This window comes from Muribacter muris (assembly GCF_004569585.1).
Lineage (GTDB): Bacteria > Pseudomonadota > Gammaproteobacteria > Enterobacterales > Pasteurellaceae > Muribacter > Muribacter muris.
In genome coordinates this window covers 25,749-44,623 of record NZ_SPPA01000016.1, presented here as the reverse complement: position 1 = coordinate 44,623, position 18,875 = coordinate 25,749, and the positions used below count along the sequence as shown (strand labels likewise).

Here is an 18,875-nt window from a genome sequence, read left to right as displayed (position 1 = left end):
CCAAAATCAGCTTGCTGCGGTGCTGGCATCTAATGCCGACAGCGTCTGTGTGGAATATCACTATGTACATAGAGATGATTTAGAGGCTTACAAAAAAGCGGGGCTATCCGTCCGCTTGTATCTGCACGAGTCCAAAGACGGTATTAGCCCCACCCAAGCCTACAATGCAAAATATGGCTATGATGCCGAAAGTGAGATTATCGAATGGCTTCGTGCCGGCTTAATTGATATGTTAAGCCACGATGACATTCCCTATCTCAAGTCCTTGATTGAACAGGCGGGTAAACGGGTATATTAAGCTATGATGGGAACGCCGATTTTATCGGGAAAACCGGCGTTCCCGTTTAATGAGTATTGGGGAAATTATTCTCTATCCGCCCCAAATGCGCCGCCTAAGGTGTTATCCGCATTGCCGAATACGCCGGCAATCCCGTTGGCATTTACACCGTAGAATTTACCGGAAAGGGTGGCTGGGGCAACACCCTGTGCCACCGCCTGACCGTTAAATGCCGAGCCGTTAATTGTGGCATTCACGGCAACATTACCGTAGTGGCTGTTTTCAAAGACGCCGGATAGGGTTTTCGTCCCGAAATTTGCCATCAGTTCCGCATCGCCGTCTCTCATCGGGCCGCCGTAGCTATACACAACATCACCCTCGTAGCGTGCGATGCCTTGTGTCGGCATATTTTGTGTTTCCGGCACTAAACTGCCGGCATAAGCGTAACGTTGTGTGCCTGTACCTTTTGAGGTAAAGCCGAAATACTGCCCGTTGTCTTCCACTTCACGCACTAATTCGACATTCGCCCCGAACGAGTGGATTTCTCTTGCAGAAGCGCCAACCGGTGCAAGATTATAGCTTGTGCCGTCCACCACTAATGTGGTCGGCGAAAGTGTGCCTTGTTGAATGCCCGTTGAAGCCACCGCTGCATTTTGGCTAGCGGCTTGATTTGACGACGCATTACCGGATTGAGCCTGTGTATTACCGTTCGCTTGCACCGCAGTCGGTGTACCGACACTGCTTGGCGAAACCGCTTTGGAATCGTCATCGCCTTTGCCGCCGCTGGAACAAGCGGTAAGAGTAGCAAGGCACAGAGCAGTTAAACTCATTTTTGCTAAAGATTTCATAAAGACCTCATTTTAAGTGTTGTGTGAATACGGCAGCAATTTAAACAAGAAAAGATGAAGAAAAACTTAAGAACGATTTCGGCGGCAAATATTTTTTGATTTTGTGGTTTTCTCTTATAATTAGCACGGTGATAAACCCATACAAGCGGTGAGATGAATGCCTAATTTTGCAAATTTCAACGCGGTTCTGACCGGTAAAAGCCGTGAGCATTTAGCCGGTTTACCGAACCCGTTATCCGATAAACACGCCTTGCAACCTGAGGCGGTTACTGCCTTTCTTGCGTTACAACAGGCGGCGAAACAAGCGGGCTTTAATCTTCAGCCTGCCAGCACCTATCGGGACTTTGAGCGGCAAAAAATGATTTGGAACGCTAAATTTAACGGTGAGCGAAAAGTCCACGATGATCACGGTTGCGCCATTGAATTTCGCAGGCTGTCCGATTGGCAAAAAAGCCAAGCGATTTTGCGTTGGTCGGCAATGCCGGGGGCGAGCCGCCATCATTGGGGGACAGAAATTGATATTTTCGACCCCGATTTACTGCCGCCGGATCAGCCTTTGCAGCTTGAACCTTGGGAGTATCAGACAGGCGGCTATTTTCAACAACTCACCAACTGGCTGCTCGTCAATAGCGAAACCTTTGGCTTTTACTTTCCGTTTTTAGAGCAAACGGACAAACATATCGGGCAAGAGCCGTGGCATATCAGCTATTTTCCCCTTGCCGAGCAGTACGAGCGCTCGTTTACTGCCGAAATATTGCAAACGGCGTGGCAGGGTGAAGAGATTGCCGGCAAAGCCTGTTTGCTTGCCCACCTTGATGAGATTTTTGAACGGTTTATTTTATGATCCAGTTGATTAACCAAAGTGATTTTCGTGAACGCTTTCAAGCCGTTTGCGAAAAATGGCAGCTCACGCATACCCCCGATGCAATCTTGGCGTTGGTACAAACAAATGAGCGATTGGAGCTGCGCAAATTGGACGAGCCGAAATTGGGGGCGATTGCGGTCAATTTTGTCGATGGCGTAATGGCACATCGGCGCAAATTCGGCGGCGGACGGGGGGAAGCGGTTGCTAAAGCGGTCGGGATTAAAGGGGATTATTTGCCGACCGTGATCGATGCCACCGCAGGACTGGGGCGAGATGCCTTTGTGCTGGCGTGTGTCGGCTGCAAAGTGGTGCTGGTTGAACGCCAGCCGATCGTCTGCGCGTTGCTGGAAGACGGTTTGCAACGTGCCTATCAAGATGCGGAAATCGGGGGCTTTATGCAACAACGAATGGTCTTGGCGGACGCCCGCACCATCGAAGCATTGTCGCCCGATACCGAGTTTGCCGATGTGGTGTACCTTGACCCAATGTACCCGCATAAGCAAAAAAGTGCGTTAGTCAAAAAAGAGATTCGGGTCTTTCAACATTTAGTCGGCGCGGATTTAGACAGCGATGCGTTTTTTGCACCGGCAAAACGGCTTGCCCGTAAACGCGTGGTGGTTAAACGCCCCGACTATGCGCCGTTTCTCGCCGGACAAACGCCTGATTTCAGTCAGACCACCAAAAATCATCGCTTTGATGTCTATCTCTCCCACCTCAAATAAGGTGAATTAGGCAGGTGTGAGTTGCTTTTTGTGGTGATTATAATGCTTTTCCTGCTCCACAAAATGCCAAAGTTGCGGCAGCATCTGCACAATTAGGCGTAGCTGCTGCAACAGTACCAAGCTCTGTTCGTCAATACAGTGCTGATATTGTGCCTCAAACGTTTGTAGCTGCGTATCTATCGCCAAAATCTTTTGTTCGTTGCAATCAACACCTTTTGCCATATTGTCCAATAATTTGGCGATTTGTTTGCCCTGTTTGAAGAAAACTGCGGCAAAATCAATATGATGATTAAGACTCTCGCTTTGAGTACGCTGTGAACCTAAGGCGGAAATATAACTGAGCAAGGTATAGCTCAAACCGAGCAAAGTAGGGGCAAACTCAAGGGGCTGGCGGTATTTTTTCGGCTCGCCCGCCATATTCGATACCGCCGTACTTAATCCGGTAACGGCATTTTGTGCCGCCCGCCGTGCCACTCGATAGGAAAACTGATCCCGATAGCCGAACTGTAACTGGGCAACAATATGACGTAAATAGTGAGCGCTGGCTTTTAAGGTTTCCCGCAAGCTGTTATGCAAATTGACAAACCGCCAATCCGGCCACAGATAAGCGACCCCAAACCACGCAATGCCTACGCCGATCAGTGTGTCAAAAATCCGCGGCAACATTGCGCCGTTCGGATCTAACCCGACCACATCAAAACTGACCAACACTTGAATCGTGATGAAAAAGGTGGAAAAACTGTAATTGTTGGAGCGAAAGAAAAAGAACAGGCTACTGGACGCAACTAATATGCCGAGCTGCGCTTCAAGGGTTGGGGAAAGATAGCGGAAAGACAGCCCGACTATCACCCCCAGCACAGTGCCGATTACACGTTGTGTCAGGCGTTTTTTGGTGGCGGAATAGTTCGGCTGGCACACCAACACGGCGGTCAACAAAATCCAATAGCCCTGTTCAATCGCAAACAGTTCTACCATTAAACTGGACAAAAATACCACAATCGAAAGCCGTACGGCGTGGCGAAACAGTTGCGACCCCAAATGGCACTGGCTGCGGATTGCCTGCACCATATTGCGAAATCCGGACACGTTTTCGGCGATCAAGCGGGCGGTTGGCGGCGATTTTTTGCGAAGATCGATATTCCCCTTATCTTCCCCAAGTTGTGCCAATTGCCCCTCAATATTGCGCAGATTATCCGCAATAGATTGCAGTTTGTGCCGTTGTAACACACCCTGTTGCTGATGATAGCGGAGGGATTGAATCAAGCCCGCCAATACTTTTTCACCACGCATATTGTGCTGATAAGGCTGATTATGTCGTAAAGCTGTCGCTACCTGTTGGCAGGCAATGGCTTGCAGTTCCAAAATCCGTTGAAAGCGGAAAATCAGATCGGTGTTTTTAAGTTGCTCAAACAGCGTATCATACTGCGAGTGGCTGGAGCTTGCCCGTTCCCAAATATCCTGCCCGATGAAGTAGTAACGCAGCATCTTTTGGGTGCGTAAATGGCGGTGCTGCCCCCGCAGGCGATAAAACAACGCCACCCGTGTTTTATCAAATGCGCTCATTACCGCAATATTGGCTTGAGCGAGGGCGAATTGCTTGGCGGGGAGGCAATCGGTATCGTCAGGGTCAAAAAAATCGGCTTTGATCTGCAAATATCGGCTCAGTGCCTCAAAATATTGCGCCATATTTTCCTGTACCGCACGGTGCGGGAAACAGAGATAGACAATCACTGCGACAAAACCATAGATCAGCGTGCCGAATAAAATCAGCAATGTATTGCTATACCAAGGCACAATCGGGTTGTAGCTCAATGTAGTATAAAGGGCGACCAGCAAAGTGCCGAAAGCGATAGTACTGTAACGTTGTCCAATTGCACCGAGCATAATCACCACGAAAGTGATCAGGGTAATCAGTGGAATAAACAGCCAACCGTGGCTCAGTGCAAGTTGCGCAGACAGTGAAGAGATCGCAAAGGCGACCAAGGTAAAAAAGAGATTTTTAAGCCTGCCGGTTAGGCGGTTATCCAAATCAGACAAGCCGGCGGCAATAATCCCCAGCATCAACGGCATTGTGTGTTCGGAAATATTGAGCTGCCAAATGCTAAGGGCGGCAAGGTTGGTTGCAAAGAAAATGGGTAATGTGCCGACAATATTCGCATTCAGCCAATCGAAAGAGAGCTTTTTGAGCAAGGTGTTCATACAAGCGGTCTGTTTTCAGCGATTTTTTGCCATTTTAGGCGAATTTCAGCCGGAAAAAAACCTCGAACGTGTCGAGGTTTTTGACGGATTATTTAAACTCGTAGCGAGTGATTGTTTTTAAATCCGGATCTTCGTGGTTGTAATTTTCTGTAACATTCACACGTGCACCAACCGCTGCGTGTGCATCGTATTCACGGGTCATTGTAACTAATTCGCCGTTGTCTTTTTGTACCACTAATTCAACTACATTTTCAGAAAGGTCTTTGCTACTTAAAATAGTGGCGTTACCTTTGTCTGCATAAACATCGGCGGTACAAGCACTTACAATAGCACTCATCAATAAAACAAGAGAAAGTTTTTTCATTTTAAGTTCCTTAAGGATAATGATTACAGTAGAGAAACATTAAGATCTGAACTAGACCCAACGATTCTAACACGTTTGCCCGGCACAAAACCAGCTTCTTTTTTCTGCACAACGACAATTTCTTGCCCGTTATCTCTACGGATCACCATTTCCAAGGAGGAAACTTGGCTCACTTTTTCTTCAACGGTACTGCCGATCATCGCACCGGCAATTGCGCCCACAGTGGTCGCAATCGCTTGCCCACGGCCACCTCCCACGGTTGAACCGGCAATACCGCCCAATACGCCGCCGCCGACTGTGCCTAACACACCGTTATTTTCAGCTTGAATTTTCACTTCACGTACCGAAACGATCGTGCCGTAGCTGATTGCCCGCGCTTCTTTCGCTTGGCTACCGCTATATACGCTACCACTGTAAATATCCGTATTTGAACAACCTACCAATGCAAAGCTTGCCATTAACGCACCGGTTAAACCGATTTTTTTCATTTTATGCTCCAAAAAATTAAAGGTTAATCTCTAGATTCCGAACGTACAACGTCATCAATCGAATAAGGGTGCAGCTTCAGACAAGTAGGATTGTAATAAGTTGCATCTCGTAATCGGATCGCAATGGTCGGATTGGCTAATCTTTCACCGCTCACGTGCGGCTGGCTGATTTTCAATATTAACGCCGGATTTTCCGCTAACTGAAATTGTGTGCATACCCTTGTAATCCACTGCTCGATCGTTTCTGCCGGCAACAGCGGCACAACCGCCTCAATATGTTCCCAACCTTGTTCAGCATAGACTTTGCCCTTCGGAAACGGCAATTCAATCACCGACACCCGTTGACCGAGAAAGTCGAGGGGCTGATGAAGGCGAAACAAGCTGATTGGTCGCCCGTTGACTTCACTCTCTTTCAGCAATGTCGCTCCTTCCCCTAACAGCGTTCGCCATTGATGTGCCGTCTCAATATTATTCATTCTCACCGCCAAATGATCGATCTCAAACTGTGAGAGGGGCAGGCGGGCGATGTCGCTAATTTGCCGGATTTTCCGTTCAAACTCGGCTAACTCACCGAAACAAGCGGTCAGTTTTACGAAAAAATTTGCAAAAGGCGAGTTTTTAGCGGGGTTTTTTAGTATCATTACAGCCATTTTTGTAACGTATCATCAATAGGAATTATCGTGAATATTCAACACATTCTATCGGAAAAAATCAAGCACGCAATGATTAAGGCGGGGGCAGACAACAATGTTGAACCGCTTGTGCGTCAATCAGGCAAGGTGCAATTCGGTGATTACCAAGCAAACGGTATTATGGGTGCTGCCAAAAAATTGGGGAAAAACCCGCGTGAATTTGCCCAAAACGTGTTGGATCAGCTGGATTTGAACGGCATTGCCGACAAATTAGAGATTGCCGGGCCGGGGTTCATCAATATTTTTCTCAATCCCACTTGGCTGGCAAATAATGTTCAGCACGCCTTAGCCGATGACAAACTCGGCGTTCATTTAAACCACACACAAACGGTGGTGGCGGATTACTCCTCGCCAAACGTGGCAAAAGAGATGCACGTTGGGCATTTACGTTCAACCATTATCGGCGACAGCGTAGTGCGGGTGCTGGAATTTTTGGGCAATAAGGTCATTCGGGCAAACCACGTCGGCGACTGGGGCACACAGTTCGGTATGCTGATCGCCTACTTGGAAAAAATGGAAAACGAACACGCCAGTGAAATGGAACTAGGGGATTTGGAAGCCTTTTACCGTGCCGCTAAAGCGCACTATGATAACGACGAAGCCTTTGCCGAAAAAGCCCGTCATTATGTGGTGAAATTGCAAAGCGGTGATGAGTATTGCCGCACAATGTGGAAAAAATTAGTCGATATTACGATGCAGCAAAATCAGAGTAACTATGAACGCTTAAATGTTACGCTGACCGAAAAAGACGTAATGGGCGAAAGCCTGTATAACCCTATGCTGCCGGATATCGTGGCAGATCTCAAAGCGCAAGGCTTGGCAGTGGAAGATGACGACGCATTGGTGGTTTTCCTTGATGAATTTAAAAATAAAGACGGCGAGCCGATGGGCGTGATTGTGCAGAAAAAAGATGGCGGTTTCCTCTATACCACCACCGATATTGCAGCGGCAAAATACCGTTGCCATACCCTCAAAGCCGATCGTGCTTTGGTCTTTTCCGACTCTCGCCAAAGCCAGCATATGCAGCAGGCGTGGATGATTACCCGTAAAGCCGGTTATGTGCCGGACAGTTTCAGCCTTGAACATCACAACTTCGGAATGATGCTCGGCAAAGACGGCAAACCGTTTAAAACCCGCAGCGGCGGCACGGTACGTTTGGTCGATTTACTGAACGAAGCCGAAGAACGTGCGGCAAAATTGATTGCAGAAAAAAATCCGGATCTGACCGCTTGCGAGCGACAAGCCGTGGTTGAAGCGGTGGCAATCGGGGCGGTGAAATATTCCGATCTCTCCAAAAACCGCACGACCGATTACGTCTTTGATTGGGATAATATGCTGAGCTTCGAGGGCAATACTGCCCCTTATATGCAGTATGCCTATACCCGTATTCGTTCGATCTTCAGCCGGGCGGGCATTGATCCAACCCAACTTAGCGGCGAAATTCACCTTAGCGAAGACAAAGAACGTAGCCTCGCCCTAAAATTACTGCAATTTGAAGAGGCGATCACAGTAGTGGCAAAAGAGGGGACACCGCACGTTTTATGCCAATACCTCTATGAATTGGCAGGCGTATTCTCCAGCTTCTACGAGGCTTGCCCGATCCTCAATGCCGAAGAAAGCGTAAAACAAAGCCGCTTACAACTCGCATATTTAACCGCCAAAACCTTAAAACAAGGCTTGGACTTACTCGGTATTAAGACGGTAGAAAAAATGTGATATCGCAGGGGCTAAATAGCCCCTGATTGATAAGCGGTCAAATGACCCTACTTTTTTGCAATATGTTTTCTTTGTGAGGTTTGACGATGAAATGGTTTATTCACGCATTAAAAAATACTTTTAACTATCAAGGGCGGGCAAGACGGGCGGAATACGGTTGGTTTATCCTGACGAATATCCTATTGCAGTTCGGCTTCCAATTTGTGTTTATGCTTATCGCTGCCCTCTTTTCCCTTAATCTCTTTTCGACATGGCCAAATTTGTCTGAAACGAGTTTTATCGGTATGTGGGTAATTATGGCATTGATTGGCATTGCGCTGTTCGCCTACGTCATTGTAATATCGCTGGCAACGTTCAGCCTCAATACCCGCCGCCTACACGATTTAGGGTGGTCGGGCTGGTGGCAGCTTGCCGCTTATCTGCCGCCCCTATTGATTAGCATTGCCGGTTCTATCTTTATAACATCATACCTTGAGCTAGTCCCACCAAATCTCGCCCATATAGATGAAACTCAAATGCGAGAAATCGGCAGTACAATCGCCTATGCTAATTTGATTATTTTATGTTCCTTGCTGTTTATCTTTGTGTTCCACTGTATTTTGTTGTTGAAAGACGGTCAACGTTTTACCAACCGATACGGACCGGATCCGAAAGCGGTAGAAAACACCCTATCCGAGCAACAGACACCGCCATTAGTACAATCACAATAGCTCTCTCATATTTAGCCGGCTAGATCATCTATTTCTGCCCCTATCTAGCCGGTATATAAAGAAATTATGTTAATAAACGTAATGTCCCTAAAATTACCCAAGTTTAAGTTCTCATCACTTCGACAGAGCATATATTTTGCAAAAAATGCTGTTTAATTAACCGCTTGCTTACCGCAGGCTTCACGGTTATTTCTCCCTTTAATCTCACCTAAAAAAGCACAAAATACGGTGTTTTTGCGTAAAAACGGATAATGTGCTATACTTTCAAGGAATTATAGAAATTAGTAACATAATATCACTGATTTTCATCTTATTTTTGGGTATTTATTCACCCTTCCGCTCGCAGTATATGCGCCGTTTGCCCGCTCGTTTGGCGGGCAGTTCGATTGATATTTCACACTGTGATCTATCACCTTAATTTAAAAATAGGAGTGTATGTTTTGACGATTTTAAAAAAGATCCAAAATAACTCATCATTTAATCTGTTTGTAGTTTCAATGACCTTATTGTTGGTGGTGCTACTGATCTTAGCAACCTTAATCTTGCCCGAGCAGAGTCAATCCGTACTCAACTGGGCAAAAGCCGCTATTTTTGCCAATTTTAGTTGGTTTTATGTCTTAACTTTTTCAATATTTCTCGGCTTCTTGCTCATCTTATCCGTGAGTAGCCTAGGCAATATCAAACTCGGCGCAAACGAAGAAACGCCCGAGTTTTCATTTTTATCTTGGCTGGCGATGCTGTTTGCCGCCGGAATGGGGGTGGGATTGATGTTCTTCGGGGTTGCCGAACCGCTCACTCACTACTTTTCCAATATTACCCACGGCAGTTTGGAACAACGTCAGCAGCAGGCACTGTTGCACACGGTTTTCCACTGGGGAATTCACGCTTGGGCAGTGTATGCCGTAATGGCACTTGCCCTTGCCTATTTTGCTTTCCGCTATAAGCTCCCTTTGGCACTGCGTTCCTGCTTCTACCCGTTATTAAAAGAGCGAATCAACGGTAAGATCGGCGATGGTATTGATATTATGGCGTTAATTGCTACCCTGTTCGGGATCATCACTACTCTCGGTTTTGGCGCATCGCAACTGGGGGCGGGACTTGAACAGCTTGGCTGGCTATCGGAAAGTAACTTTGCCGTCCAAATTGCGATTATTGTGGTAGTAATGGGGCTTGCTGTATTTTCGGCGATCTCCGGTGTCGGTAAAGGAGTCAAAATGCTCAGTGAAATCAATTTGGGTTTGGCTTTTTTACTGATGTTATTTGTGTTAATTGCCGGCCCGACACTCTACTTGCTTTCTGCATTTAGCGATAATTTAGGCTTCTATTTAAGCCACATTGTTGAGCTGAGTTTTAAAACCTATGCCTACGAAACGGAAAATACCGAATGGTTTACCGGCTGGACGGTGCTTTACTGGGCGTGGTGGTGCTCTTGGGCACCGTTTGTCGGACTGTTTATCGCCCGTATCTCTCGCGGACGCACCGTGCGTGAATTTATTTTCGGCGTGCTCGCCGTACCAAGCCTATTCTGCGTTTTATGGTTCACCGTTTTCGGTAATAGTGCGATTTGGTTCGATCTCAACGTGGCTAACGGCGCATTACACGAGTTAATCAATGCACCGGAAAAACTGCTGTTCACCTTTTTAGACTACTTACCGCTACCGATGGTTACCGGTGTCGTAACATTGATCGTTATCGCACTGTTTTTTATAACCTCCGCCGATTCAGGCATCTATGTGCTGAATAATATTGCCTCACGGGATAAAAGTTTGGCTTCTCCCCGCTGGCAAGCGGTAATGTGGGGCGTGTTAATGGCAGTTGTGGCGATTGTGCTGTTGGGGGCTGGCGGATTAAGCACGCTCCAAACGATGACACTGATTGTCGCACTGCCGTTTGCAATGTTAATGTTGGTAATGTGCTTGAGCCTATGGAAAGGGCTGAACGTGGATAAAAAATATTTTGACGCGAAAGTTACGCCAACCAGCATTTTCTGGACAGGCGAGAAATGGAAAGAGCGCCTAGGGCAAATGCTCAATCAAACCCAAGAAAAAGACATTGTGAAATTCTTAAAACAAACGGCGTTACCTGCAATGCGGGAGCTACGTCAAGAGTTAATCGGGGTGCATAATCTGAATGTTGAGATTGTACAAGCCTTTGAAAATGAAGAGCCTTCGGTCGAATTGATTATCCGTAAAGAATCAATGCGGGATTTTATGTACGGCATCAAATCGGTCGGACACGAAGTGTCGGAGCAGTTATTAGATGATGAAAATCTGCCGCACTTGCAACATTCAATGACCTATCAGCCGATAACCTACTTCTTTGACGGACGCAGCGGTTACGATGTACAGTATATGACCCGCAACGAGCTGATTGCCGATATTCTCAAACAGTATGAACGCTATCTCAGCTTATTAGATGATGTCGGTCAGGAATTGATGGCTCACGAACAAACCGAGCTGGCAGAGTAAAAACAAGCGGTGAGTTTAGGGCAAGAGTTTGCAAAAAGAGGGGCTATTCTCACCGCTTGCCTGCCGAAATTGAGAGAAATTGAATGCGAGTACCTTTTGCCACCACCTTTAATAAGCCGGTTGTACTGATTAGCTTGCTGTTTTGCAGTGCCATCATCGGCGTTGTACTGCTTGATCGTGAAACGGCAATTACGCTGATCTTGGCGGCAAGAGAGCAGATTTTTCACCATTTCGGCTGGGTCTATATTCTCACCAGTGCTTTTTTCATCTTCTTTCTCGGCTTTTTGGTACTCAGCCGCTACGGTGATACCAAATTGGGTGATGATGAAAGCGAGCCGGAACTCAGTCTCACAAGTTGGTTTGCTCTGCTTTTTACCGCCGGAATGGGGATTGGGATTATTTTCCTTGGCGTTGCCGAACCCCTTTCCCACGCCCTGTTTCCTCTTTCTCAACAGAGCATTGAACAAAAAGCGGTGTTTCAAAGTATTTTCCATTGGAGTATCAATGCGTGGGCGATTTATGGTTTAATCGCACTGGCGATTGCTTATTTCGGCTTTCGCTATAAATTACCGCTTTCACTGCGTTCCTGCTTCTATCCGCTGCTCAAGCAACGGATTAACGGCAAATTAGGTGATATGATCGATATTTTGGGGCTATGTGCGACCATTTTCGGTTTGATTACCACACTGGCGTATAGTGCCATTCGCCTTAATGCTGCCTTGAGCGAAGAATTTAGCGTAACCATTCAATTGATTATCGGGGCGGTTTTTCTCATTGCAATTGCCATTTCAACCCAAAAGATCACCAAAGGGTTACGGATAATCAGTGAATTAAGCCTTGCCCTCTCTCTTTGCTTAATGCTGTTCGTGTTGCTTGCCGGCCCGACCGCCCATTTACTTGCCAGTTTTACCGAAAATATCGGCTACTACTTGAGTAGTTTGGTTAGTGTCAGCTTTAAAACCTATATTTACGAACAGCAACACCAACAATGGTTTAATCAATGGACGATTTTATACTGGGCTTGGTGGTTTTCGTGGGCGCCGGCGTTCGGGCTGTTTATCGCTCGCATTTCAAAAGGCAGAACGGTTCGGGAATTTATTTTGGGGGTGTTAATTGTCCCCAGCTTGTTTTTTATTCTATGGTTCTCTATTTTTGGTAACGGGGCAATTTGGGTAAATACCTATTTTGCCGATGGGCAATTAGCGGAAATGATCGGCCAAAGCGGAAAATTATTATTTGCGTTTTTAGATTATTTACCCTTTGCTTCAATATTAAACCTTGCCACATTAAGTTTGATTTTAGTGCTATTTATGACGACCATTGATTTTGGCGTTTATATTCTCAATCACATTTCATCGCGGGATAAAAGTCAGCTATCACCCCGTTGGCAAATCATCTTTTGGGGCGGGTTGATGAGCATTACCACCTTTATTCTGTTTCAATCGGGTGGCATTGAAGCACTACAAGGCACAATGCTGATCTTCTCTTTGCCCTTTGCTCTATTGATGTTAATGATGGCAGTAAGCCTACTAAAAGGACTACGTTTGGATTATCACTACCACCATAACACATACCATACGCAATCTTGGTCGGAAAAGGATTGGCGAACGCAACTCGAAAACCTATTAACCCCTTATCAGCAACAGGATATATTGACTTATCTCAAACGCACGGCGCAAATTGCAATGCGGGAGTTACGTCAAGAACTGATTGGTATTTACGAGTTAAGCAGCCATTTAGAAACGGATTTCGATGCGGATATACCGAAAATCACACTATGGATTGAGAACCAAGAAAATCAGCCGTTTCACTACACCCTGATAATGGAGAAATCCGCACAAAATGAATATAAATTAACGGTTTACACCAATGATAAATCCTACGCAATTCAGCCGTTAGCGAAAGATGAACTTATCGCCGATATTTTGCAGCAATATGAAACCGACTATACGGCAAAATTAGCCGTACCATAACAAGCGGTAGGTTTGGCTCGTTTTTTTGCAAATGCGCTATAAAATAAGGGACACTGTGTCCCTTATTTTATACAACGAGGCATAAAATACGATTATTTGCCGGAACGTTGTTTTAATTTACCAATCACATCACCCCAAGACAAGCCGGCATCTTGCAATAAGACGGTGAGGTGGTAGGCTAAATCGGCGGCTTCACAAATTGTTTCCTCACGATCTTTCACTGTGGCAGCAAGGGCGGTTTCCACTCCTTCCTCGCCGACTTTTTGGGCGATCCGTTTTGTGCCTTTAGCATAGAGTTGAGCAGTGTAAGAACTTTGCGGATCTGCCCCTTTACGGCTGGCAATTAACCGCTCCAATTTGCTGAAAAAGATCCAATCCGGCTCGCTCTGCTCAAATTGATAAAAACAACTTTCCGCTCCCGTATGACACGTTTCGCCTATCGGATCGGCTAGAATTAACAGGCTGTCATTATCGCAATCTAGGCTCATATCCACCACATTAAGAAAATGCCCTGAGGTTTCGCCTTTTGTCCATAAGCGTTGTTTGGTGCGGGAATAAAAGGTTACTCTCTTTTCGGATAGTGTTTTTTCTAATGCCTCTGGGTTCATATAGCCCAGCATCAGCACCTCACAGGTTTTTGCATTTTGCACGATAACCGGAAGAAGATTATCGACTTTTTGCCAGTTGATTTCGGTTAGATTGATTTGCATATTATTCCTCAATGCTCTTCTAATTGTTTTAGGATTTTACTACTGTTAACTATGTACGAACGTTCACAGCTTCTTGTTTGAGGTAAGATTTTAACTCCCCAATCTGAATAATCTGTTTATGAAACACACTCGCCGCCAATGTACCGTCTACGTTCGCTTCAATAAACGCATCACGAAAATGCACCATTTCTCCTGCGCCACCCGAAGCAATTAACGGGACATTACACACTGCCCGCACTTTTTTTAGTTGTGCTAAATCATAGCCGTTGCGAACACCGTCTTGGTTCATCATATTTAGTACGATTTCCCCTGCACCACGCTGTTGCACTTCCTTTACCCAATCTAATAACTGCCATTGGGTTTGACGGGTGCGTTTTTCATCGCCGGTGTATTGATTGACCCAATATCTACCGCTTTCCGCTTCAAACCAACTGTCGATCCCCACCACGATCGCCTGCACGCCAAAGCGATCCGCCAATCTGGAAATCAGAGAGGGATCGGCTAACGCCGGTGAGTTGATCGAAATTTTATCCGCTCCAAAAGCAAACAGTTTTTCAGCATCTGCTACCGTCTTGATACCGCCTGCCACGCAAAACGGAATATCGATCACCTTAGCCACTCGCTCCACCCAGCTTTTATCCACAGTTCGACCGTCCGATGAGGCGGTGATGTCATAAAACACCAGCTCATCTGCGCCCTCTTGGGCATAGCGTTGTGCAAGCGGTACGATGTCGCCGATAATCTCGTGGTTGCGGAATTGCACCCCTTTAACCACTTGCCCGTCTTTCACATCTAAGCAAGGAATTATCCGTTTTGCCAACATTTAATCGCCTCCTCGACATTAAATTTACCTTCCAACAAGGCTCGCCCGACAATCACGCCTGCTACGCCCGTGCCTTTGAGTGCTGCAATATCAGCAAGTGAACCGATACCGCCTGAAGATTGAAATTGAACTTCAGGGAAAGCCGCAAAAATTTCACGGTAAAGGGAAACGTTTGAACCGGCAAGCGTGCCGTCTCGTGAAATATCGGTACATAACACGTGTTGTAAACCGACCGCTTGGTATTCTTCGATCAACTCTTCAAGGGATACCCCGCTTGCCTCTTGCCAACCGCTAATCGCAATGATTTTCTGACCGCTTGCATCAATGTTGACATCTAAGGCAAGGACAAATTTGTCTGCCCCATATTGCTCAAACCAGCCTTTTACCTTTGCACGATCTTTCACTGCCGTTGAACCAATCACGACACGATTTGCGCCGACTGCCAGTAGATCCGCCACATCTTGCTCGGTACGGATACCACCGCCCACCTGAATTTTACAATTTGTCGCTTCAATAATCTTGCCGATAAGCGCAGTCTGTCTTTTAGCAGGATCTTTCGCCCCTGTCAGATCAACCAAATGCAACTGCTTCGCCCCTTGACGAATATATTCGGCAAATTGGGCAATAGGGTCATCGCTGTAAGTCGTTTGCTTGGCATAATCCCCTTGATGTAACCGTACGACTTTGCCGTCAATTAAATCAAGGGCGGGGATAATTTGTGTTTTTTTCATTATTTTTACCTTTGACTTAACAGTTATACGCCTAATTCTCGTTTTAACGCAGTAGTTAATACTGCTCTTTTTGATATGTCTCCCGTTCTTACTATCGTATACCCAGAACTCTGTATTTTACGTAATATGTCTCTAGTTATTCCCATAGTTTGATATAGTAGTTCTAAAGAGCTATCACTCATTGGTGTTTTTCTTAAATGATGAAAAAAAGGCAGATCTTTTCGAGATTTATTAGCAAACTTAATTGTATTCATAAAATAAACATCTTTGTTATAATTAATAACATTTCCATTATTATTCATTATATGTTCATTTATTCTTCTAAAGAATGCAGTTAATGTATTATCCTTATCTAAGATTTTCTCCAGAATAATCATTGGAATTTTCTCTAAATATTCTACTCTAATATTATCATTATTTACATTAAGAGATGTATAATAGTATTTTTTCTCACTAGACAATATCATTGAAAGTAAAGGGGAGTTACTATCATATGCATCAAAATATAAATTAACATTGACATTATTAAGTAAAAAATAATATTTTATTGATGTGCTTTTATTTTTATTTAATAGTGAATTATACTCTTCAATAAGTTTTTCTCTAACATTATTTTTCATTACTAATGACTCCTAAAAATAAATTTAATTGCACTTAAATATTTTTAACAAAATTTTTCAACAATTTTGCCCCATTTTTCCCCGACCGCTCTGGGTGGAACTGTACCCCATAGAAATTATCCCGTTGAATCGCAGCGGAAAACTGTACGCCATAATTAGCCGTTGCTATCGTATGTTGATTTGGCAATACTGCATAGCTATGCACAAAGTAAAAGTGGCTATTTTGCTCAATCCCGGCAAAAAGCGGGTGATCCGGCTCATAACCGACCTTATTCCAACCCATATGCGGCAAGGGTAAATCGCAATTTGGTAACAGGCTCGTTTTACCTTGCATTACGTTTAATGTTGCGACATTGCCTTCGGCAGAAAATTCGGTCATTAACTGCATTCCCAAGCAAATGCCAAGCATTGGCTGGGTCGCATTTTGGATTGTGTCAATCAAATTGCGATCTTTTAAAATTTGCATCGCAGCCTGTGCTGTTCCCACGCCGGGGAGCAACAATTTGTCTGCGGATTTGATTTTGGCTAAATCACGGCTAACTTCCGCCTGAATATTCAGGCGATCAAAGGCAAATTTGACAGATGACAGGTTTGCACAGCCTGTGTCGATGATGGTAATGTTCACATAATGTCCTTAATCATTATTTTCAAATCTTAGAAAGAGATAATATTTGCTTGCCGTTTTCATCAAAATTGTCATTCGCTAGCCAACGTTGAAAACGGGCTTTATTTTTCTCCCATTCACTGTCTAGCATAGAAAACCAAGCCGTATCTCTATTTCTTCCCTTATAAACTTGTGCTTGTCTAAAAGTGCCTTCATAAATAAAACCTAGACGTAACGCAGCTTTGCGAGAAGGTTCGTTTAAACTATCACATTTCCATTCATAACGGCGATATTTCAATGTTTCAAACACATATTCAGCAAGTAAAAATTGGGCTTCTGTCGCTATTCTGGTTTGCTGTAATTTGGGAGAATAGATCACCCAACCCACTTCAATCACTCGATTACGCTGATCAATCCGCATTAACGCAAATGTCCCGATAGCCTGTTGAGTCGATTCATCAATAATCACAAAATAATAAGGATCTTGTGAGGTTTCAATCTGGCTTAAATAAGCCATTAACGCCTCTTTTTGCTGAAAAGGCTCTAAAGCCAAATAAGTCCAATAATGCTGTGGTGAAGAATAGACTTCAAATAAATCATCACTATGTTTGGCAGCGGATAATTTCTCCAAACGGCAATATTGCCCCTGTAATAACGCAATACTCGGCAACTCGCCGTTAGAAAAATCGGGCAGAGCTTTACCTATCGGTTGATTAAATTGATTGTACCTCACTGGTTTTCTCCTTATACAAGCGGTCAAATATCCCAAAAACTTTGCAAAATTCCACCGCACTTTCAAGCTAATCATTGTAGGGACGCCACGCTGGCGTCCGTTTTAAATCACGCTCCGTTTTCATAATAGACGCCAGCGTGGCGTCCCTACTGATCACAGTATTTCCGTTTTGTGGAAAATTATAATACCCCCTTCGAACTCGGCAACTCACTCCCTTCCACCTTAATTGCCTGTCTTAAGGTTCTGCCGAATACTTTAAACAGGCTTTCGATTTTGTGGTGGTCGTTGTCGCCTTTGGTTTTTAGGTGTAAGGTCGCCATTAGGGTATAGGCGAGGGATTGGAAGAAATGCTCGGTCATTTCGGTGCTGAAATCGCCGACTTTATCCCGTTTAAACTTCGCTTTGAATTTGAAATAGGAGCGACCGGATAAGTCGAGGGTACATTCTGCTTTGCATTCGTCCATTGGCAGCACAAAGCCGAAACGGGCAATGCCTCTTTTATCGCCAAGGGCTTGTTTGATTGCTGTGCCAAATGCAAGGGCAGTATCCTCGACAGTGTGATGTTCATCAATCCATAAATCCCCTTTGCAAGACACGTTCATTCTGAACCCGCCATGTGTCGCAATTTGATCGAGCATATGGTCGAAAAAACCCACGCCGGTGCGGATTTCATTCATTCCCGTTTCGTCCAACCAAACTTGCACCTTGATGTCGGTTTCTTTGGTTTTACGCACCACTTCGGCATAGCGTGGGGGACGCTCAATACAAGCGGTCGGTTGCATTGATAATTTTTCAACAATCAGATCCCAACTCAACTTTTCAGGGTGATATTGCAAGGCTCGAATTCCCAGATTTTCGGCAAGCCGGACGTCCGTTTCCCGATCGCCGATAACAAAACTTTGGCTGGGATCAAAGCGTTTCTCATCAAGATATTTTTGTAATAATTTCGTTTTCGGCTTACGGCAATCGCAGCGATCTTCAGGCTTATGCGGGCAGATCAGCACCTCGTCAAAATGAATGCCTTGTGATGAAAAGAGTTGCATCATCGCATTATGCGGTTTGTCAAAGTCCGCTTGCGGAAAGGATTTTGTGCCTAAGCCGTCTTGGTTGCTCACCATTACCAAACGGTAACGTTTTTGCAATGTCAGCAAAGCAGGGATAACGTTCGGCTCAAATTTCAGTTTTTCCAGACTATCAATTTGAAAATCGGTTTTCGGTTCGTCAATCAGTGTGCCGTCTCGGTCGATAAATAGAGTGGGTTGCATCTTGTTGTCCTCTTTGTTTATCCTGTTCAATAGGGGTTAATATAATATCAATGCAGAGTGTAAAATA

Annotated in this window: 19 protein-coding genes; 7 read left to right on the top strand and 12 right to left on the bottom strand. The window is 45.1% G+C overall.

The genetic code is table 11. The annotated features are described in order from the left end of the window. The first annotated feature begins 19 nt into the window (after positions 1–19). Complete coding sequence (locus E4T80_RS07955; RefSeq protein ID WP_228074259.1) at positions 20–298, top strand: hypothetical protein; 279 nt, start codon at positions 20–22, stop codon at positions 296–298. Between the two features lie 65 nt (positions 299–363). On the opposite strand, the gene E4T80_RS07950 is transcribed toward E4T80_RS07955, so the two are convergent. Further along, a complete protein-coding gene (locus E4T80_RS07950) occupies positions 364–1,125 on the bottom strand; it encodes a Slam-dependent surface lipoprotein (protein ID WP_135057035.1) in 762 nt (253 codons plus the stop codon). A gap of 157 nt (positions 1,126–1,282) precedes the next feature. Between E4T80_RS07950 and E4T80_RS07945 the strand changes: the two genes are divergently transcribed. Next, positions 1,283–1,969: a M15 family metallopeptidase gene (locus E4T80_RS07945; protein ID WP_135057033.1), complete on the top strand. Its 687-nt coding sequence runs from the start codon at positions 1,283–1,285 to the stop codon at positions 1,967–1,969. Beyond that, positions 1,966–2,712 carry a class I SAM-dependent methyltransferase gene (locus E4T80_RS07940; RefSeq protein WP_135057030.1) on the top strand — a complete coding sequence of 249 codons (747 nt, stop codon included), beginning with the start codon at positions 1,966–1,968 and terminating at the stop codon, positions 2,710–2,712. Before E4T80_RS07945 ends, E4T80_RS07940 begins: the two co-directional genes overlap by 4 nt. Positions 2,713–2,718: 6 nt before the next feature. On the opposite strand, the gene yccS is transcribed toward E4T80_RS07940, so the two are convergent. The 4 genes from yccS to E4T80_RS07920 all read right to left on the bottom strand — a co-directional run bounded on the left by yccS (position 2,719) and on the right by E4T80_RS07920 (position 6,404). Next, positions 2,719–4,911 carry a YccS family putative transporter gene (gene yccS, locus E4T80_RS07935; protein ID WP_135057027.1) on the bottom strand — a complete coding sequence of 731 codons (2,193 nt, stop codon included), beginning with the start codon at positions 4,909–4,911 and terminating at the stop codon, positions 2,719–2,721. A gap of 88 nt (positions 4,912–4,999) precedes the next feature. Continuing rightward, positions 5,000–5,275, bottom strand: coding sequence for a deoxyribose-phosphate aldolase (locus E4T80_RS07930; protein ID WP_135057024.1), 276 nt, complete (start codon positions 5,273–5,275; stop codon positions 5,000–5,002). A 23-nt stretch (positions 5,276–5,298) separates the two neighbouring features. After that, a complete protein-coding gene (locus E4T80_RS07925) occupies positions 5,299–5,763 on the bottom strand; it encodes an outer membrane lipoprotein (protein ID WP_135057021.1) in 465 nt (154 codons plus the stop codon). A 23-nt stretch (positions 5,764–5,786) separates the two neighbouring features. Beyond that, entirely contained in the window at positions 5,787–6,404 is a 618-nt protein-coding gene (locus E4T80_RS07920; protein ID WP_135057100.1) for a VOC family protein, read from the bottom strand. A gap of 39 nt (positions 6,405–6,443) precedes the next feature. Between E4T80_RS07920 and argS the strand changes: the two genes are divergently transcribed. The 4 genes from argS (at position 6,444) to E4T80_RS07900 (ending at position 13,322) form a co-directional block, all read left to right on the top strand. Continuing rightward, a complete protein-coding gene (gene argS, locus E4T80_RS07915) occupies positions 6,444–8,171 on the top strand; it encodes an arginine--tRNA ligase (protein ID WP_135057018.1) in 1,728 nt (575 codons plus the stop codon). A gap of 86 nt (positions 8,172–8,257) precedes the next feature. Beyond that, on the top strand, positions 8,258–8,881 hold the full coding sequence (locus E4T80_RS07910) for a DUF805 domain-containing protein (protein WP_135057015.1): 624 nt from the start codon (positions 8,258–8,260) through the stop codon (positions 8,879–8,881). Between the two features lie 497 nt (positions 8,882–9,378). Continuing rightward, positions 9,379–11,349 carry a BCCT family transporter gene (locus E4T80_RS07905; protein ID WP_407662373.1) on the top strand — a complete coding sequence of 657 codons (1,971 nt, stop codon included), beginning with the start codon at positions 9,379–9,381 and terminating at the stop codon, positions 11,347–11,349. An 83-nt stretch (positions 11,350–11,432) separates the two neighbouring features. Continuing rightward, a complete protein-coding gene (locus tag E4T80_RS07900) occupies positions 11,433–13,322 on the top strand; it encodes a BCCT family transporter (protein ID WP_167740709.1) in 1,890 nt (629 codons plus the stop codon). 92 nt (positions 13,323–13,414) lie between these two features. On the opposite strand, the gene hisIE is transcribed toward E4T80_RS07900, so the two are convergent. The 7 genes from hisIE to hisB form a co-directional block, all read right to left on the bottom strand. After that, on the bottom strand, positions 13,415–14,032 hold the full coding sequence (hisIE, locus tag E4T80_RS07895; RefSeq protein ID WP_135057009.1) for a bifunctional phosphoribosyl-AMP cyclohydrolase/phosphoribosyl-ATP diphosphatase HisIE: 618 nt from the start codon (positions 14,030–14,032) through the stop codon (positions 13,415–13,417). 49 nt (positions 14,033–14,081) lie between these two features. Continuing rightward, a complete protein-coding gene (gene hisF / locus E4T80_RS07890; protein WP_135057006.1) occupies positions 14,082–14,855 on the bottom strand; it encodes an imidazole glycerol phosphate synthase subunit HisF in 774 nt (257 codons plus the stop codon). Further along, a complete protein-coding gene (hisA, locus tag E4T80_RS07885; RefSeq protein WP_135057003.1) occupies positions 14,837–15,586 on the bottom strand; it encodes a 1-(5-phosphoribosyl)-5-[(5-phosphoribosylamino)methylideneamino]imidazole-4-carboxamide isomerase in 750 nt (249 codons plus the stop codon). Before hisA ends, hisF begins: the two co-directional genes overlap by 19 nt. 23 nt (positions 15,587–15,609) lie before the next feature. Next, positions 15,610–16,206, bottom strand: coding sequence for a hypothetical protein (locus E4T80_RS07880; RefSeq protein ID WP_135057000.1), 597 nt, complete (start codon positions 16,204–16,206; stop codon positions 15,610–15,612). A gap of 34 nt (positions 16,207–16,240) precedes the next feature. Continuing rightward, positions 16,241–16,831, bottom strand: coding sequence for an imidazole glycerol phosphate synthase subunit HisH (gene hisH / locus E4T80_RS07875; RefSeq protein WP_135056997.1), 591 nt, complete (start codon positions 16,829–16,831; stop codon positions 16,241–16,243). A 22-nt stretch (positions 16,832–16,853) separates the two neighbouring features. After that, on the bottom strand, positions 16,854–17,543 hold the full coding sequence (locus E4T80_RS07870; RefSeq protein ID WP_135056994.1) for a GNAT family N-acetyltransferase: 690 nt from the start codon (positions 17,541–17,543) through the stop codon (positions 16,854–16,856). A 179-nt stretch (positions 17,544–17,722) separates the two neighbouring features. After that, positions 17,723–18,808, bottom strand: coding sequence for a bifunctional histidinol-phosphatase/imidazoleglycerol-phosphate dehydratase HisB (gene hisB, locus E4T80_RS07865; RefSeq protein ID WP_135056992.1), 1,086 nt, complete (start codon positions 18,806–18,808; stop codon positions 17,723–17,725). Between the last annotated feature and the right edge of the window lie 67 nt (positions 18,809–18,875).

Bases quoted from the DNA above. Each gene is read 5' to 3' on its own strand.
- E4T80_RS07950 (WP_135057035.1), bottom strand. From the start codon at position 1,125: ATGAAATCTTTAGCAAAAATGAGTTTAACTGCTCTGTGCCTTGCTACT.
- E4T80_RS07945 (WP_135057033.1), top strand. From the start codon at position 1,283: ATGCCTAATTTTGCAAATTTCAACGCGGTTCTGACCGGTAAAAGCCGT.
- E4T80_RS07940 (WP_135057030.1), top strand. From the start codon at position 1,966: ATGATCCAGTTGATTAACCAAAGTGATTTTCGTGAACGCTTTCAAGCC.
- yccS (WP_135057027.1), bottom strand. From the start codon at position 4,911: ATGAACACCTTGCTCAAAAAGCTCTCTTTCGATTGGCTGAATGCGAAT.
- E4T80_RS07930 (WP_135057024.1), bottom strand. From the start codon at position 5,275: ATGAAAAAACTTTCTCTTGTTTTATTGATGAGTGCTATTGTAAGTGCT.
- E4T80_RS07925 (WP_135057021.1), bottom strand. From the start codon at position 5,763: ATGAAAAAAATCGGTTTAACCGGTGCGTTAATGGCAAGCTTTGCATTG.
- E4T80_RS07920 (WP_135057100.1), bottom strand. From the start codon at position 6,404: ATGATACTAAAAAACCCCGCTAAAAACTCGCCTTTTGCAAATTTTTTC.
- E4T80_RS07910 (WP_135057015.1), top strand. From the start codon at position 8,258: ATGAAATGGTTTATTCACGCATTAAAAAATACTTTTAACTATCAAGGG.
- E4T80_RS07905 (WP_407662373.1), top strand. From the start codon at position 9,379: ATGACCTTATTGTTGGTGGTGCTACTGATCTTAGCAACCTTAATCTTG.
- E4T80_RS07900 (WP_167740709.1), top strand. From the start codon at position 11,433: ATGCGAGTACCTTTTGCCACCACCTTTAATAAGCCGGTTGTACTGATT.
- hisIE (WP_135057009.1), bottom strand. From the start codon at position 14,032: ATGCAAATCAATCTAACCGAAATCAACTGGCAAAAAGTCGATAATCTT.
- hisF (WP_135057006.1), bottom strand. From the start codon at position 14,855: ATGTTGGCAAAACGGATAATTCCTTGCTTAGATGTGAAAGACGGGCAA.
- hisA (WP_135057003.1), bottom strand. From the start codon at position 15,586: ATGAAAAAAACACAAATTATCCCCGCCCTTGATTTAATTGACGGCAAA.
- E4T80_RS07880 (WP_135057000.1), bottom strand. From the start codon at position 16,206: ATGAAAAATAATGTTAGAGAAAAACTTATTGAAGAGTATAATTCACTA.
- hisB (WP_135056992.1), bottom strand. From the start codon at position 18,808: ATGCAACCCACTCTATTTATCGACCGAGACGGCACACTGATTGACGAA.